The following is a 16,899-nucleotide window of genomic DNA, read 5'->3' as shown; positions in this document are numbered from 1 at the left end:
TAATTGACGACTCTTTATTAAGAGACTATGCCAATAACTGATTTATATTTTTTATAAGGTTTAACTGTTGATTTTTATAAATCTGATCAAATGACTCCGCTAACTTTTCGCTGTCATTCATCACTTTTTGCCAATACCACATTCGCTGTTTGCGGTTCATGGCAATGAAGTCGTTTCTGTCAGGAATTTTATGATGAGGTAATGCGTCAATAAACTTAGCAGAAGGACAAATCAACACCGTATTGTCGTAGTTTTTTAATCTTACTTTTCTTGTTAAACTTTTATCAAACCAACCCGCCTTAAGTGATGAGCTAAAATGGGGGTAAAGTGTTAATCCTGGATTTTTAATCTCAAAATCAAAATGATAATCAACAATACCACCATCTCGATACATACCTTTTGGACTGTTTTCAATATCGCTAATACCCCGCATCACTAAGGGTATTGAACCTGATGCGAGTAACGCGTTACGAATATTACCTGTTGAAAAAGGTAGACGGGATGTGGGTATGTTATCAGGATCGCTAAGCTCAAGGTTACTATGGCTCGACTGAAAAATATAACGCTCATATTGGCTATTTAAGCGTGGGCGGCTGATGCGATTATAAACATAGCTTTTTGCTAGGCCAAGTCCCTGAATAAATTTATTTTCATAAGCAACAAAACCGTTACATTTAGCAACGATGATATGCGCTTTAAAATGGAGGTTATCAACAATTTCTTGCTCGCCTGATTCGCCAAAAATAGCATCCATCATTTCTAGTGCTTTTTCGCTAACCTCTGCGGGCTTGGCTTTAGCCGTGTAGGTAGTTTCATGATAATTTTTTGCGAGACGCTCTATTGCAGCGATGGGATCTTTTTGAGCAAAACATGCATTTCTAAAAGCACCAACACTTGAGCCAATAAGGTTTAATGCTTGTTCTCTATTTTTAAAAAACTCACTAAAGAGATATTTATCTAAACCATATAAAGTAAACCATTTAGGTCCACCACTCGCCGCTAAAAAAGAGCTAAATAAGTCAGGTGAAAATCCATTTTCTTTAATCGTCTTCATGGCTGAATCGCCAGCATATATTTCTAACATATTATTTTGTTGTTCACTTTTTGGTGACAATAATAAATCATTATAATCTCTAAGCTATGGTAAACGTTAGAAATAAATTAAACAAATGAATAGTACTTATGGTTCATTATTCACCAAATGAATTCGAGTTAACGAAAACGAGAAATATAACCAAGCTTAAGATAGTGAAAAGCACAAATGAGGAGACTAAACCCAAAGCGTTCAGTCTCCTAACAGAGGTGAACTATTTTTTATTGGGATTAATCAGATATTTTTCGCCTGTTTTCTTAGCATTGTATTGTAAAACAATCGTTGGGGTCATCGCTTGTTCAAAACTTAATTCGTCAGTAAACGCACAAGCAAAAGTGGTTTTTATCTCATCGGCCACTTGCTTTTGTAATTTTGCGATTTGTTGTGGTTGCAACTTGCTCAAAAAGCTCATCAATAACCAACCGCCTATGCCCCATGTCATTCCGTAAGCGCGATTTAAGATACTTGGGGTGAAGTCTAACCCCCCATAAATATAAACTTGTTTATTTGTCTCTGAACCATAAGTATTAAAGCCAACAGCGTCTTTACTGCCAGACTGCTCCATAGCGTTCAGGATATCACTGACAATTTCTCCACCACCTATTGCGTCAAAGGCTAAAGTTGCCCCTGTTTCATCAATCGCTTTATACAAATCAGCCTTGAAGGTTTTACTAGATGAATCACAAATATATTGAGCACCAATTGCTTTAAGTATATCGGCTTGTTGCTGACTTCTAACAATATTGACCAAAGGAATGTCTTGTGCCAAACATATTTTATTCAGCATTTGTCCTAGACTTGACGCTGCAGCGGTATGCACTAATGCACTGTGCCCCTCCATACGCATGGTTTCTACCATACCTAAAGCAGTTAAAGGATTTACAAAAGAAGAAGCAGCATGCTTAGCTGTAGTCCCCTCATGGTGAACAATACAAGCTTGTGCGGGTACGCAACAATATTGGGCATAGGCGCCTCCGGTTAAAACCGCGACTGTTTTCCCCATTAACGACTGAGCAGCGTCACTATCACCGGCAGCAATCACGGTACCTGCGCCTTCATTACCAATAGGTAATACTTGATCTAAACGAGATTTAATTCGAGGTAGTATACTGCTATGCACAGGTGCACTGAGCGTTAATTTATCTGCACTTAATACCGCCTCGGCTAAATTAGCAGGTCCAAACATCGGCCACATATCAGATGGGTTAATGGGAGCGGCTTCAATACGAACGATCACTTCATGGGATTTAGGTGTCGCTACCTCGACCTCTTTTAAAGATAGTTCAAGTGTTCCGCTTGCAGAAATATGAGTAAATAATTGTTTTGAGTTTGTCATGATAAGATATTCTCCAGCTGTTTGTTGTCGTTTTATGACGTGGTAATTTTGATAGCGTTAGGTGCTACCTTGCGTGTTGTCTTGGCTACAATAACGATTACTTCCATTAGCGCCTTTCAGGCTCAGTCACTTTACGACCCTCAAGACTAAATTTGCCGGTTCCTAGGCCAGTTATTATTAATAAACCGGCTATTATGCCCATATTTTTAAAGAAGTTTTGTAATTCGTGACTCCGCGCCACACCTTCTGTCATTCCCCAAAAGTCATGCATAAATAGGCTGATCAACAAGGTTAGACCCGCTAATATAAAAGCAGACACTTTACCTTTAAAACCAACAATGATAGCCACTCCACAAACCAATTGAATAATAATGGTTAACACTAATAATAACGATACCATAGGAACATTGTGCTGCTCCATGTAGACACTGGTGCCCTCAAATTTGTTAATTTTACTTATCGCAGGGATAATAAAGTAAAACCCCATCAGTAAACGTCCCAACAAAAGACAGCTATTTTCTAAAATATTCAAGGGTAAATCCTTATCGTGTTAATGAGTTTTTTAGCTTCCTAGCAGAATAAAAAACGCCTAAGGACTAGCATAACACTAGCCGTAGGCGTATATATCCAATCGATTTAGTTCTAGAAAAAAGTTAACCTAGTCTATTTATGCAACGTCCTTACGTAACTCTTTTCGTAAAACTTTTCCGACATTACTTTTGGGTAGCTCATCGATGAACTCTATCAACTTAGGACGTTTATAGTTTGTTAGCATTTCATGACAATGATCAAATATATCTTGCTCTGCTAAATTAGGATTTTTCCTGACAATAAAAACCTTAACCGCTTCTCCCGTTGTGTCGTGTGGAATACCAATAGCAGCGGCTTCAAGTACACCATCATGCATAACGAGTACTTCTTCAATTTCATTAGGAAAAACATTAAAGCCTGAGACGTTGATCATGTCTTTTTTTCGGTCAACAATTTTAAAAAAGCCATTTTCATCCATGGTGGCAATATCGCCGGTAGCTAGCCAACCATCTTTGAGCACTTCTTCGGTTGCATCGGGTCGGTTGTGATAACCTTTCATCACCTGAGGACCTTTAACCCACATCTCACCGGGCTCACCTAGCGCAACTTCCTCACCATTATCGCCAATTAAGCGAATATCGGTCGAAGAAACAGGTAAGCCAATAGAGCCGTTATAGCTTTGTTGATTAAAAGGGCTCATCGTCACTAATGGCGCACACTCTGTTAAACCATAACCTTCTAACAATCTTGTTTTAGTGACTTTTTCCCAAAGCTCGGCTACCGGACGTTGTACTGACATTCCGCCACCAAAACCAAGTTTTAATGGGCTAAAATCAAGTTGGTCAAACCCAGGGGTATGTAATAAAGCATTAAACAAAGTATTTACACCCGTGATAATAGTAAAAGGGTATTTAGCGAGCTCTTTAACAAAGCCTTTCATATCTCTTGGATTGGTAATTAAAATATTAGTACCGCCAAAAGGCATAAAACATAAGCAATTAGACGTTAGCGCATAGACATGATAAAGCGGTAAGGCTGTCACCATAATTTCTTTGCCTACTTCATATATATTTTTAGTCGCCGCATTTGATTGTTCGAGGTTAGCTACCATATTGCGATGGGTAAGCATGGCTCCTTTTGATGGGCCCGTCGTGCCACCGGTATATTGTAAGAAGGCTAGATCTGAACCAACCACTTTGACAGGACTAAAGGTTAATTTAGCTCCTTTTGTCATCGCTTGATTAAATCTGACTGCTCCAGGAAAATTAAAAGCAGGCACCTGCTTTTTAACATGCCTGAGTACACTGTTAATAAGTAACCCTTTAACTGCCCCTAACCTGTCACCTACAGCCGTAAGAACAATATGTTTAACATCGGTTTTATCAATAACTTTTTCAAGGACATGGGCAAAATTCTCGAGGATGAGAATAGCTTTAGTGCCTGAGTCTTTTAACTGATGCTCTAATTCACGTGCTGTGTATAACGGGTTAACATTCACCACGGTAAGTCCAGCTAATAAGGCACCAAATAATGCGATAGGGTATTGAAGAAGATTGGGGATCATAATCGCGAATCTATCACCTTTAACTAATCCTAAATCTTGTTGTAAATAAGCCGCAAAGTCATGAGCTTGTTGACCAAGTTCTTGATAACTAATGCTTGCTCCCATATTAATAAAAGCGGTGTTATCTTGATATAACTTAGTATATTTAGTAAATAAATCTGCTAATGAGTTATATTTATCTGGGTCTATTTCGAAATCAACACCAGGTGGGTAACTCTTTTCAAGCCAAATTTTTTCCATTATATTTATCTCCCCAATCACAAATTGTTTACGTGGCATTATTATTATAGTTACGCCACGGTAAATGTTTTAATTAAAACGGTTAAAGTACTTCAAACAGACCCGCTGCGCCCTGTCCACCACCAATACACATGCTGATCACAACATATTTAATTCCACGACGTTTTCCCTCAATCAGTGCGTGCATCACCATACGTGTGCCACTCATACCATAAGGATGGCCAATAGAAATTGCACCACCATTTACATTAAGACGATCTTCAGGAATGCCTAATTTAGTCGCACAATATAAAACTTGTACCGCAAAAGCTTCATTGATTTCCCATAAACCGATATCGTCAATCGTTAAGTTATTACGCGCTAACAATTTGGGTATTGTATAAATCGGCCCAATCCCCATTTCATCGGGTTCACAACCGGCAACGACCATGCCACGATAGACACCTAAAGGCTTAAGGCCTCTCTGCTCAGCTAAACCTCGTTCCATTAGAACAACGGCTGCAGCGCCATCGGATAACTGCGAAGCATTGCCGCCCGTAATAGCGCCATTATCTTTGACCGCCTTTAAAGCCGACAGTCCTGCTAACGTTGTTGATGGACGATTACCTTCATCTTTAGTTAAAGTGACCGTTTCTTTACTGATATCACCCGTCGCCTTGTCCATAACCAGTTTAGTACAGGTCACCGGCACAATTTCATCATCAAACCTAGCCGCTTGTTGCGCTGCGGCGGTACGTTGTTGAGATTTAAGTGCATAGGCATCTTGCTCTGCTCGAGAAATACTATAGCGATTGGCAACGATTTCAGCCGTATCAAGCATCGGCATATAAGTAGCTGGTCGATAGGCTTTAACACTTGGGTCAACAGCTCTATACATATTCATTTTATCGTTTTGTACCAAACTAATGGAATCGCAACCGCCTGCAAGCACCACTTGTGCGCCATCACAAACAATATGATTGGCCGCAATAGCAATAGACATTAAGCCTGACGAACATTGACGATCGACAGTCATGCCAGGTACAGAAACCGGCAACTCAGCCGCCATTGCCACTTGCCGACCAAAGTTCATCCCTTGATTACCTTGCGTTAGAGCGGCACCAAAAATACAGTCTTCAATTTCATTGGCATCGATTCCTGCTCTTTCAACGGCGGCTTTAACCGCAATAGCCGCTAAAGTTGGCGCCGATAAATCATTAAAGGCACCTCGGTATGCTTTACCTATCGGGGTACGTGCGGCAGATACTATTACGGCTTCTCTCATCAGTATTCCTTTTTAATTATTATGTGAACGACAAACAAGTTGTCATATTTACTTTTGCTGCTGTGACTTCATATAAGCCATAGCTTTGCTGACAAATTTCTCACCTTGTTTTGATCCAGAAGATAAAGCTGCTTGGCCTGTTTCATCAGTTAACTGTGACCACTGTCCGCGCACAGATTCTGGTGTTTGTGACGACTGTGGGATAAAACAACCTTGAGTTTCAAACATGCTTGCACTTGAGTAACCGCCCGCACCTGCACATAAAATAAAGCGGGTCGGCGCATCGTCATCGCAAAGGGTTAGCAAACCAGCCGTTACCGCTTCAGGAGTAAATGCTTTTACAATGTCTTCAGGCATTAGGTCCTCAGTCATACGTGTGCCAGCAGTTGGGGCAAGCGCGTTAATCCTAATGTTATTTTTAAATCCTTCAATCGATAACGTATTCATTAACCCTAAAACTGCCATTTTAGCTGCGCCGTAGTTAGCTTGGCCAAAATTACCATACATGCCACTGGATGAGGTTGTCATCACAATACGGCCATAGTTTTGTTCACGCATGATATCCCAAACAGCTTTAGTACAATTAACGCTGCCCATCACATGAACATCCATCACCAAGGAAAAGTCTGCTAAGGTCATTTTAGTAAAGGATTTATCTCTTAAAATACCGGCATTGTTGATTAATATATCAACACGACCCCATTTTTCCATGGCTTGATTAACCATGTCTTTTACTTCATCAAAGTTCGCAACATTTGCGCCATGGCTGATGGCTTCTCCACCCTTTTCTTCAATTAAACGCACAACATCTTGTGATGCTTGTGAAGACGCCCCGCTACCATCGCGCGCACCTCCTAAATCATTAACAACGACTTTTGCGCCACGCGCAGCAAGCGCTAAGGCATGTGAGCGACCTAATCCATTACCTGCGCCGGTAACTATAGCGACTTTTCCTATAAAACTGATTGTCATGATATTTCCTTAAAATACTTTAAAATTACTTTTTAGCCATGTTATTTTACCATTTGTACTGAAATCCACTGTGCGACTAGCGCAGGTGTTTCACTGCCTTCAATTTCAACACTTACTTGGGTAGACAAACGATATTGTCCTGGTTTTTTTTCTTCAATCGCCAACGTTGTTGCATGTGCTCGAATACGACTATTGACCGCAACGGGTTGCAAAAATCTCACCTTGTCAAAACCGGCATTTAAGCCCATGTAAAATCCGTCAATGATAACGCTAAAGTCTTCAGCAAAATGAGAGAGCATTGATAGCGATAAGAAACCATGAGCAATAGTACCGCCAAAGGGTGTCGCTTTTGCCTTTTCTTCATCAACATGGATAAACTGATGATCGAGTGTACAATCAGCAAATTGATCAATTTGTTGCTGAGTAACTAAGTGCCAAGGCGTTGGTTTAGCTTGAAAACCTATATAATTTGCTAATTCTTCTTTGTTAATTATAGTTGGCATAAGGTGTCTCTATTATTTATTTAACTGCTATTTTTAATGACTCTTTAAAACCATTCAGCTTTCATCTGATAAGTGCTGTCATCACTGTCTATTAACAGCGCTGACCATAACGCTATTTGCGGTAATTCAAACCTGTAGAAATACTGTAAGGTTTGCAGTTTTCCTTGATAGAAATTTTCATCACTTTGGTGTGGTTTATTTTCAAGCGCTTTCGTGGCAACAAGGCCTTGTTTGAGCCATAACCAAGCGACGATCACATGTCCAAACAACTCGAGGTATTTAACCGAATTAGCTAAAGCTAAATCAATATTTTTGCTGGTCATGGCGGTTAATAGTGCTTCGGTAGTTAGCTGTAAACTTTTTACCGCTGCCGTTAGTTGTTGGCTAAATTCAGTTAAACTTTGATAATTTTTGGCTTGTTCTATCGTTATATTTATTTCAGTTAACGTTGCTAAGTATCCTGCCATCTTATTCATTGGCACCTTTCGCGTTAATAAGTCCAACGACTGAATACCCGTTGTACCTTCATGAATAGCGTTTAAACGATTATCACGATAAAATAATTCCACGGGGTGTTCATTAATATAGCCATGACCACCGAGTACTTGAATGGCTAGGTCATTGGCTTTAGTACCATATTCAGAGGGCCATGTTTTAATAATAGGGGTAAGAAAGTCTAATAAGAGATGCGCGTGCTCTTTTTCTTCAGCACTAGCTGCTGTTTTCTCATCATCACTCAATTGTGTGCCATAAAGTACTAATGAAAATGCGCCCTCTGCGTAAGCTTTTTGTGCGAGAAGCATTCTTCGTACATCGGCATGTTCGATAATATTAACCATAGGTGATAGTGGATCTTTACTCGAGGGTAAACGACCTTGTGGCCGATTTTTAGCATAATCTAATGAGTACAAGTAACCTGCTATACCGATAACCGCCGCACTGGTTCCAACCATAATGCGTGCTTCATTCATCATATGAAACATATATTTGAGCCCTTGGTTTTCTTCCCCCACTAAGTAACCAACAGAGCCGTTCTTTTCTCCAAAACTCAACGCAGTGGAAGTTTGAGCCCGCCCGCCCATTTTATGAAATAGTCCGGATAAGGCGACTTCATTGTCATCGCCAATTGAGCCATCGTCATTAAGCAAAAATTTTGGTACAACAAAAAGCGAAATACCTCTTATCCCTTTTGGCGCTCCGGTTAATCTCGCAAGCACTAAGTGAACAATATTTTCACTGAGATCATGATCACCACCCGATATATAAATTTTATTACCACTAATGCGATAGCTACCGCCTTCGGCCTTAGTCGCTTTAGTGATTAAATCACCTAAGCCTGAACCACTGCCCGGCTCTGTCATCGCCATTGTGCCCATAAAACGACCCGCTCGCATTGGTTTTACCCACTTTTCGATGAGGTCTTCACTGCCATGCGCGCTAAGTAAATTAGCATTCGCGGTAGTTAACATGTTGTAACCTAAACCGACACCACCAGCGACAGTTAAATATGAAGTAGCGATGCTGGCGATGATTGGCGGCAGTTGCATACCACTGGTTTCATAATCTGCGGTCGCTGAAGATAAACCCGAGGCAATAACGGCATCAATAGCGGGTTTGAGCTCAGGAATTAAATGTACCTTTTTACCGTCAAACGTCGGTTGGTGAGTATCAAGTTTTTGACGAATAGGTAAGAAATGTTTTTCTGCTATAGTTTTAGCCGTAGCAATAACTTCGTTAAATGTATGCCGGTCATGATCTTGATAACGTTCTCTTTTTAAAAGAGACTCACTATCAAAGAATTCATACAGCATAAATTCAATATCTCGTTGATTCATTAATTCACTGGCCATTCGGGTCTCTTCTTATTAACTATTTAAAAAAGTAACACAAGATTATTGTTTACTGCGCTGATACACCGCCATCAATCGCGATACATTGCCCGGTCATATAAGTGTTCGCGGGTGACAGCATCATTAGCATCACGGCAACAACTTCTTTAGGCTCGGCTAAACGCTTCATTGGCGCACCTAAACTCATTTTACTTTGCATACTTTCATCGGCCATGTCAGTGACCATTTTAGTTAAGGTAAAAAAAGGACATATCGCATTGATACGAATATTATGGCGACCATATTCAACAGCGCCCGTTTTTGTCAAACCAATAACGGCATGCTTTGCCATAGAGTAAGCCGCAACTTTTGCCGCACCGCCAAGACCTGCCATTGAGCTAACGTTTAAAATGGCGCCACCTTGTTGCGTTAACATCTGCTTAATTTGATGACTCATGCCAAACTGCACACCTTTAACATTAACGGCAAATTGTCTATCCATCAGGGCTTCGTCAATTTCGTGTAACGCATGAAAATCATGAGCAACACCTGCATTATTAACACCAATGTCAACACGACCAAATTTTTCAATGGCTAAGTCGACCATAGCTTTACAATCTGCATTGTTAGCAACATCGCATTGAAGGCCGAACACCTCAGCACCTGAGGCTGCAATATCGTTGGCCACCTTGTTAACACCTGCTTCGTTAATATCACTGATCACTAACTTAGCACCACGCTGAGCTAACTCTTGTGCTAATAACATACCAAACCCCTGAGCAGCACCCGTAATAACAGCAACTTTTCCGGTAAAATCTAATAATGGATCCATTTTTTTTCCTTAAAATATTATTTGAACGTGTTTATTATCATGGTGCTAAATTGAATAGCTAGCGGCTATTTTCTGACCTTTTCTTGCGCTATTATCTCAAGAGCCATCAGTGCTAGAGGTTCGACAAACTGACCAATTTTACTGGCATTTTCATTCGACGCATTGCCCTGTGACGCTCTTTTGGCAACACCTTGAACAATGGCGGCTAACCTGAAAAAACTAAAGGCGAGATAAAATGTCCAGTTATCTATCTTTTCAATGCCCATACGCTGACAATAGGTTGCCACATATTCTTCTTCCGTTGGAATGCCCAGACTGGCTCTATCTACCCCTTTTAAGCCATCGATACTGCCAATACCTTGGGGCATACGTAATCCCATACATTGATAGGCTAAATCAGAAAACGGATGTCCTAAGGTTGAGAGCTCCCAGTCAAGAATGGCTATAATTTCTGGTTTGTCTTTGGCAAACATCATGTTGTCTAAGCGAAAGTCGCCATGGACTAAACAAACTTTGCCATCATCTGCGGGTAAATTAACTTCAAGCCATTGGTTTAACTTGTCCATCGCTATTATTTTTTTGAGTTCTGAGGCACGATATTGCGCAGACCAACGATCATATTGACGTTGAAAATAATTACCTGCTTTTCCGTACTCACTTAAGCCAACACTTTCAACATTGATGCGATGTAAAGCAACCAAAGCATTGTTCATTGCGTCATACATTTTACTGCGATATTCATTAGTTTTGACTTCTGCTAATGAGGCACTCCAATAAACGCTACCATCACAATATTCCATCAGATAAAACATCGAGCCAATAATGCTAGTATCTTCGCAAAGGTGATAAACCTCGGCGACAGGAACGTCTGAAGATTTTAACGCGGCTAGCACTTTATATTCACGGTCAACCGCATGTGCTGATTTTAGGAGTTTTCCTGGCGGTTGGCTGCGCAAGACAAATATTCCGGACTGCGCTATCACTTTATAGGTTGGATTAGATTGTCCGCCTGAAAATTTATCAAGCGTAATGGGACCGATAAAACCATCAAGATGAAGTGCTAGGTAAGCGGTGAGTTTTTCAACATCAAAAGGTACGTTTGCTGCCATGTATTTATTCTCTTTCAGATTTAAGACGATTAATTTCAATAATCATTTAATGTTATGTCGATTTTTTTACTAAATCTCGTCCAAGTTGCATCATGTGAACTTGATCAGGACCATCTGCTAAACGCAAGGTTCTTTGAGCCGCATAAGCATGCGCTAAAAAAGTATCCTGACTAACCCCTACCGCACCGTGACATTGAATAGCTCGGTCAATAACGTCAAGCGACATATTCGGTGCAACTATTTTTATCATGGCAATAATATCTTTGGCTGCTTTATTACCTTCAAGGTCCATTTTTTGCGCCGCTTTTAACGTCATCAAACGCGCTTGTTCAATTTGACAAGCTGAAATAGCAATATCTTCGCGTATTGATTGTTGTTTTATCATCGGACGACCAAAGACAATTCGTTCATTAACACGCTTACACATTAAATCTAACGCACGTTGAGCAATACCAATCGAACGCATACAATGATGAATACGACCAGGACCTAAACGCCCTTGCGCGATTTCAAACCCTTTACCTTCAGCAACAATAATATTGTCGATAGGCACTCGAACATTTTCAAAAATAATTTCAGCATGTCCTTCTGGCGAATCATCATAGCCAAACACTTTCATTGGGCGAACCATAGTGACACCGGGTGTTCTCATTGGCACTAGCACTTGCGATTGTTGAATATAACGATTTTCATTGTCGGGGTCGGTTTTACCCATAACGATCATAATTTCACATTGTTTACGGCACGCGCCACTGATGTAAAACTTTTTACCGTTAATGACATATTCATCACCGTCACGTTCGATACGTAATTCAATATTGGTCGCATCACTTGAAGCAACTTCAGGCTCTGTCATGGCAAAAGCGGAACGGATTTTTCCTTCAAGTAGCGGCTCTAGCCACTGCTTTTTCTGGGCTTCACTACCATATTTAGCGAGAACTTCCATATTGCCTGTATCAGGAGCCGCACAATTAAACACTTCTGGCGCCCACATCACTTTACCCATAATTTCAGCTAAAGGTGCATATTCTAAGTTAGTTAAACCCGCACTATATTTGCCATAACTCAAAGGTAAGAATAAATTCCATAGCCCTTCTGCTTTTGCTTTCGCTTTTAGCTCTTCCATTAACGGCGGTGTTGACCAAGGCTCTTGTGCAACTTGTTCATGCATTTTCTGTTCAGCAGGATAAACATATTTATCCATAAATAAATTTACACGATTTATTAATGCGTTAACTTTGTCACTGTATTCAAAATCCATGAGAGATCCCTATAATTTAATAGCGCCCGTTTACTAACGAGTGCAGTGAGAATTTTTTTGTCACGATATTCAAAAATCATTGTCGGTTGAAAGTTGATTAATCAACCGACAACTGACTTAATTTATTTAACTTAACTTCATTAACGCTTCTTTATTAAACGGGGCTATTTGGTCTTCTTTTTTATCTCGTATTTTATTAACCCACTCTGGATCGACTAATAACGCTCGACCAATAGCAACCAAATCAAATTCATCATTATTTAGGCGCGTTAATAAACCATCAATTCCGGTTGGGTTAGAAGCACCGCCCAGGTCCATACTACCTTCACCGGTGAAGTCACTGTCGAGCCCAACACTGCCCACGGTTATTACCGGTTTATGGGTTATTTTTTTCGTCCATCCGGCTAAATTCAGCGTCGAGCCTTCAAATTCTGGTAACCAAAAACGGCGGGTGCTCGCATGAAATATATCGACCCCAGCATCACTTAATAGTGTTAAAAAAGTCGTTAACTCTGCGGGTGTTTGGCAAAGTTTTGCATTGTAGTCTTGTTGCTTCCATTGAGAAAATCTAAAGATAATAGGAAAATCTTCACCAACAGCGGCGCGAATTGCTTGAACAATTTCAACACCAAAACGGGTACGATTTTCTAATGAACCACCGTAGCCATCATTACGTTGATTTGTGCCTTCCCAGAAGAACTGATCAACCAAGTAACCATGAGCACCATGAACTTCAACGCCATCAAAGCCAATATTTTTAGCATCGAGAGCAGCTTGCGCAAAAGAAGCAACAACTTCGTCAATATCGGCTTGGCTCATTTCAATACCATTGGGGGCACCGGGTTTATATAAGCCAGATGGACTATAGGCAGGTACTGATTTATCTGGGCCAATACCTTCTTTTCTCACTGAACCAACATGCCAAATTTGTGGCACGATTTTACCTCCAGCCGCATGTACCTCATCGACAACATGTTTCCAGCCAGCTAAAGCTTCTTCACCAAAAATAGCAGGAACTCGCTCATAGCCATTAGCCGCTTTATGCGAAATAAAAGTACCTTCGGTAATAATTAAACCGACATTACCTTCTGCTCTGCGTCGATAATATTTTGCAACATCGTTATTGGCAATATAGTTAGGCGAAAAGGTCCGAGTCATCGGAGCCATAACCGTACGATTTTTTAACGTGAGTGCACCTGATGAAAATGATTCAAAAAGTTTGGCTGAATTACTATTACTCATTGTGTTTCCTGAAATTTATTAATACTAAATATTGCAGCAGACAAATTAATGTCAACGGTTGCTAGAGCCTTGTTAATCACTTTATTGTCTAGCCAATTAAATAACCACCATCAACGTTAATCGCAGTACCTGTCGTGTAACTTGATGCATTTGAAACCAAGTAAAGTACAGTGCCAGCCATTTCTTCAGGCTGCGCAATACGCTTCATCGGCACGTGATGCAACATTTGTTCAAGTATCTTGGGATTATTGACTAATGTTGACGCAAATTTTGTATCGGTGCCGCCGGGTAATAAAGCATTAACTCGAATATTAAATTGAGCACACTCTTTGGCAAAGGTCTTAGTCATAGAGATAACCGCGGCCTTGGTAATGGAATAAATCCCCTGAAAGTCACCAGGAATAACACCGTTAATAGAAGCCACATTGACAATAGCGCCACCATTATTTTCTTTCATTAGCTTTGCCCCAATAACAGACATGAAAAAATATCCGCGAATATTGACGTCGACTGTTTTTTGAAAAGCACTTAAATCAGTATCTAACACATGGCCAAAATAGGGATTAGCCGCGGCGTTATTAACTAAAATATCAAGCTTGCCATGTTGTTCTTTAATCAAAGAAAAAATGTTTTCGATTTGGTCCATTTCGCCAATATGACAAGGTATAGCTTGAGCGCTGCCACCCGCGGCAATAATATCGTCAACAACAGTTTGGCAACCTTCAACTTTACGGCTAGAAACAATGACATGGGCGCCACTTTGCGCCAGTAATTTAGCTATTTGCTCACCAATGCCACGACTTGCGCCAGTAACCAAAGCGATTTTTCCTGTTAGATCGAATAAGTTAATCTTGTTCATGTTAAGTCTCCTTCTTAATTGCTAATATATTATCGATTATCTAAACGTCACCCAGTCTTCACCTGCTAGGGTCAAATGACTATAATTGTTAAAATAATCAATGCTTAAATTCTTTTCTGAAAAGAGTAATTTAGTAACACCAGTATTGCGTGACTGTTGATTGATGATTAATGTTTTTTCATCAGATAAGCCTAAAACATGCTGAATAATGACAGCTATGGTGCCACTTGAAGTAAATATACAAATATTGTTTGTATGTTGATTCTTTTGTGTAATAGTTTTTCTTGCCGTTAGCTCTTGCTTAATGACATCTTGTAATGCGCTAATACAACGTTTTTTAAATTGACTCCAACTTTCTTTATACTCATTGTCGTGGTTGCCACCTGTCCACCGAAGCAGTGCATTAGCAAACTCTTTTTGAAAAGCTTTATTTGCGCTCGGCTGTTTACTCATTATCGTAGCCATTTTTGAAAAATCTTTCCATTGCGCATCATAACAAGTTAACAATTCTTGATGATTAAACTCATTAAACCCTGAATGCAGTATCACAGGTGATGGTTCACTTTCATAACCCAGTAAGAAATGTTCTAGGGTTTGTCCGTGTCGCAGCAAATCACCCGAGTAAATCTTTTCTGGTGCAGATATGGCTTGCCAATACTTACCCAATAAGCGCGATTGTTCACTGCCTTTTTCAGACAAGAGGTCGTAGTCGGCTTTACCAAAAGAGGCTTGCCCGTGACGTATAAGATAGATGGCCGTCATGCGTTTACCCTTTCACAGAAATAGGTTGCGATTTTAATAGCGGGCTTATTATCATCTTCATCATTAATTGAGGTTCTTTAAATATCTGTTTTTTCGATATATTGATATTAATTGCCAGTCAACAATTAAACAAATGAATAGTTATTATGACCTACTATTCATCTTACAAATAAAGAAGCCGAAATATAATAACGATTGATTAAATATATGACCCTAATTAAATTAAATAATAAACTTAATGATTAACTATTCATTTTATGAATAGAATGGCAATATTAATTTCTTATTTTACGAATTAGGTTGAAATATAACGATGAAAGTCGACTTAAATTTATTTGTGGTCTTCGAAGCCATTTACTGCGAAGGCAATATTACCAAAGCAGCATCAGCACTGAATTTGTCACAGCCAGCAGTGAGTCACTCTTTGAGTAAATTACGCGCACATTTTGACGATCCACTTTTTGTGCGACAAGGCAATGAAATGCGACCTACTGTAGTGGCTAATAATGTAGTTGCAGATGTTCGTGAAGCTTTACGTCAATTACAAATATGTTTAGCACAGTCAAAACAATTTCAACCAATGACCTCGCGCAAAAGTTTTACCATTTCGTTGCACGTTGCCTTAGAAGCTTCTTACTTGCCGCCTTTGATACAGAGAATTCATAAAGAAGCGCCCTGGGTAAATATACAAAGTAGCCGCCGAGTTAATCGCCATGAACTGGAAAATAAACTCGCCAGTGGCGACATTGATTTAGCCATAGATACGTTATTACCCGTTAGCGACAATATATTACACACCCAATTAGAAAAAGATAAATTAGTCGTCGTTGCACGTAAAAATAATCCACAAATTAACGCAATACTAGATTTAGAAAGCTACTTAGCGATGGACCATATTTTAGTGTCGTCGCGTTCAACAGGACCAAGCATTGAGGATTTCGAATTAGCTCGTCTTGGATTACAACGTAAAATAGGTTTGCGGTGCCAACATACATTTTCAGCATGTCGGGTTATAGCTGGTAACGATATGTTGCTTACGGCAACAGAAACAACCGCTAAAATGTACGCGCAATTGCTCGATTTGGTTATATACCCATTACCTGTAACACTACCTGATATTGATATGCATCTTTATTGGCATACAAACCTCGACTTTGAACCCGCTAACAAATGGCTTAGAAATAAAGTGATTCAAGCAACACCCGGCGTTTAAAGTCACTTATTGCTAGATATACCCTTTGCCTAACGCCCAAAAAATGTGGATCGTCACAAATAATGAGAAATGCGTCACACGATGAGAAAATTTAACATTTAAGTTATACTTGAGAAAATTTTTGTAACTCGTCAACGATCCAATAAGGTCAGCAAAGATACGGTTATAGTCCTTTAAGTCTGAATAAACCTATAATTAGGATGTTCAGATCATGTGCCTATTTCATACGAATATTGATACGATATCATTTCGATGGTTACCGCTTTACTTTCGATGTATTAGGTACGCC

General features: G+C 39.8%; 15 protein-coding genes. 1 reads left to right on the top strand and 14 read right to left on the bottom strand.

Annotated features, from left to right (window positions below):
• Positions 1-25: 25 nt before the first annotated feature.
• The 14 genes from H4J75_RS08705 to H4J75_RS08640 all read right to left on the bottom strand — a co-directional run bounded on the left by H4J75_RS08705 (position 26) and on the right by H4J75_RS08640 (position 15,397).
• Positions 26-1,084: a patatin-like phospholipase family protein gene (locus H4J75_RS08705; RefSeq protein WP_182221974.1), complete on the bottom strand. Its 1,059-nt coding sequence runs from the start codon at positions 1,082-1,084 to the stop codon at positions 26-28.
• A 223-nt stretch (positions 1,085-1,307) separates the two neighbouring features.
• Positions 1,308-2,429 (bottom strand): zinc-binding dehydrogenase, encoded by a 1,122-nt coding sequence (locus H4J75_RS08700; RefSeq protein WP_182221898.1) that lies wholly within the window; start codon positions 2,427-2,429, stop codon positions 1,308-1,310.
• Between the two features lie 106 nt (positions 2,430-2,535).
• Positions 2,536-2,961: a DoxX family protein gene (locus H4J75_RS08695; RefSeq protein WP_182221897.1), complete on the bottom strand. Its 426-nt coding sequence runs from the start codon at positions 2,959-2,961 to the stop codon at positions 2,536-2,538.
• Positions 2,962-3,096: 135 nt separating this feature from the next.
• Positions 3,097-4,764: an AMP-binding protein gene (locus H4J75_RS08690; RefSeq protein WP_182217082.1), complete on the bottom strand. Its 1,668-nt coding sequence runs from the start codon at positions 4,762-4,764 to the stop codon at positions 3,097-3,099.
• 82 nt (positions 4,765-4,846) lie between these two features.
• Complete coding sequence (locus H4J75_RS08685) at positions 4,847-6,028, bottom strand: acetyl-CoA C-acyltransferase (protein WP_182221896.1); 1,182 nt, start codon at positions 6,026-6,028, stop codon at positions 4,847-4,849.
• 48 nt (positions 6,029-6,076) lie between these two features.
• Positions 6,077-7,000 carry an SDR family NAD(P)-dependent oxidoreductase gene (locus H4J75_RS08680; RefSeq protein WP_182221895.1) on the bottom strand — a complete coding sequence of 308 codons (924 nt, stop codon included), beginning with the start codon at positions 6,998-7,000 and terminating at the stop codon, positions 6,077-6,079.
• A 41-nt stretch (positions 7,001-7,041) separates the two neighbouring features.
• On the bottom strand, positions 7,042-7,503 hold the full coding sequence (locus H4J75_RS08675; protein ID WP_182217076.1) for a MaoC family dehydratase: 462 nt from the start codon (positions 7,501-7,503) through the stop codon (positions 7,042-7,044).
• A 44-nt stretch (positions 7,504-7,547) separates the two neighbouring features.
• A complete protein-coding gene (locus H4J75_RS08670) occupies positions 7,548-9,353 on the bottom strand; it encodes an acyl-CoA dehydrogenase (RefSeq protein WP_182221894.1) in 1,806 nt (601 codons plus the stop codon).
• Between the two features lie 49 nt (positions 9,354-9,402).
• A complete protein-coding gene (locus H4J75_RS08665; RefSeq protein WP_182221893.1) occupies positions 9,403-10,164 on the bottom strand; it encodes an SDR family NAD(P)-dependent oxidoreductase in 762 nt (253 codons plus the stop codon).
• 65 nt (positions 10,165-10,229) lie between these two features.
• The gene (locus tag H4J75_RS08660; RefSeq protein WP_182221892.1) at positions 10,230-11,273 is read right to left on the bottom strand and encodes a phosphotransferase family protein; all 1,044 of its coding nucleotides are present in this window, start codon (positions 11,271-11,273) and stop codon (positions 10,230-10,232) included.
• Positions 11,274-11,325: 52 nt separating this feature from the next.
• On the bottom strand, positions 11,326-12,534 hold the full coding sequence (locus H4J75_RS08655; protein ID WP_182173479.1) for an acyl-CoA dehydrogenase family protein: 1,209 nt from the start codon (positions 12,532-12,534) through the stop codon (positions 11,326-11,328).
• Positions 12,535-12,660: 126 nt separating this feature from the next.
• Positions 12,661-13,776, bottom strand: a complete 1,116-nt coding sequence (locus H4J75_RS08650) for an NADH:flavin oxidoreductase (protein WP_182217068.1) — start codon at positions 13,774-13,776, stop codon at positions 12,661-12,663.
• A gap of 88 nt (positions 13,777-13,864) precedes the next feature.
• Positions 13,865-14,635, bottom strand: coding sequence for an SDR family oxidoreductase (locus H4J75_RS08645; RefSeq protein WP_070376874.1), 771 nt, complete (start codon positions 14,633-14,635; stop codon positions 13,865-13,867).
• 36 nt (positions 14,636-14,671) lie between these two features.
• Complete coding sequence (locus H4J75_RS08640) at positions 14,672-15,397, bottom strand: histidine phosphatase family protein (protein ID WP_182217067.1); 726 nt, start codon at positions 15,395-15,397, stop codon at positions 14,672-14,674.
• 313 nt (positions 15,398-15,710) lie between these two features.
• On the opposite strand from H4J75_RS08640, the gene H4J75_RS08635 reads away from it, so the two are divergent.
• Positions 15,711-16,610 carry a LysR family transcriptional regulator gene (locus H4J75_RS08635; protein ID WP_182221891.1) on the top strand — a complete coding sequence of 300 codons (900 nt, stop codon included), beginning with the start codon at positions 15,711-15,713 and terminating at the stop codon, positions 16,608-16,610.
• Positions 16,611-16,899 lie beyond the last annotated feature (289 nt).

Origin of the sequence: Colwellia sp. BRX10-1, assembly GCF_014077545.1 — a bacterium.
GTDB lineage: Bacteria > Pseudomonadota > Gammaproteobacteria > Enterobacterales > Alteromonadaceae > Colwellia_A.
Note: the sequence above shows the minus strand (reverse complement) of the source record. Positions and strands in the feature narration are given on the sequence as shown.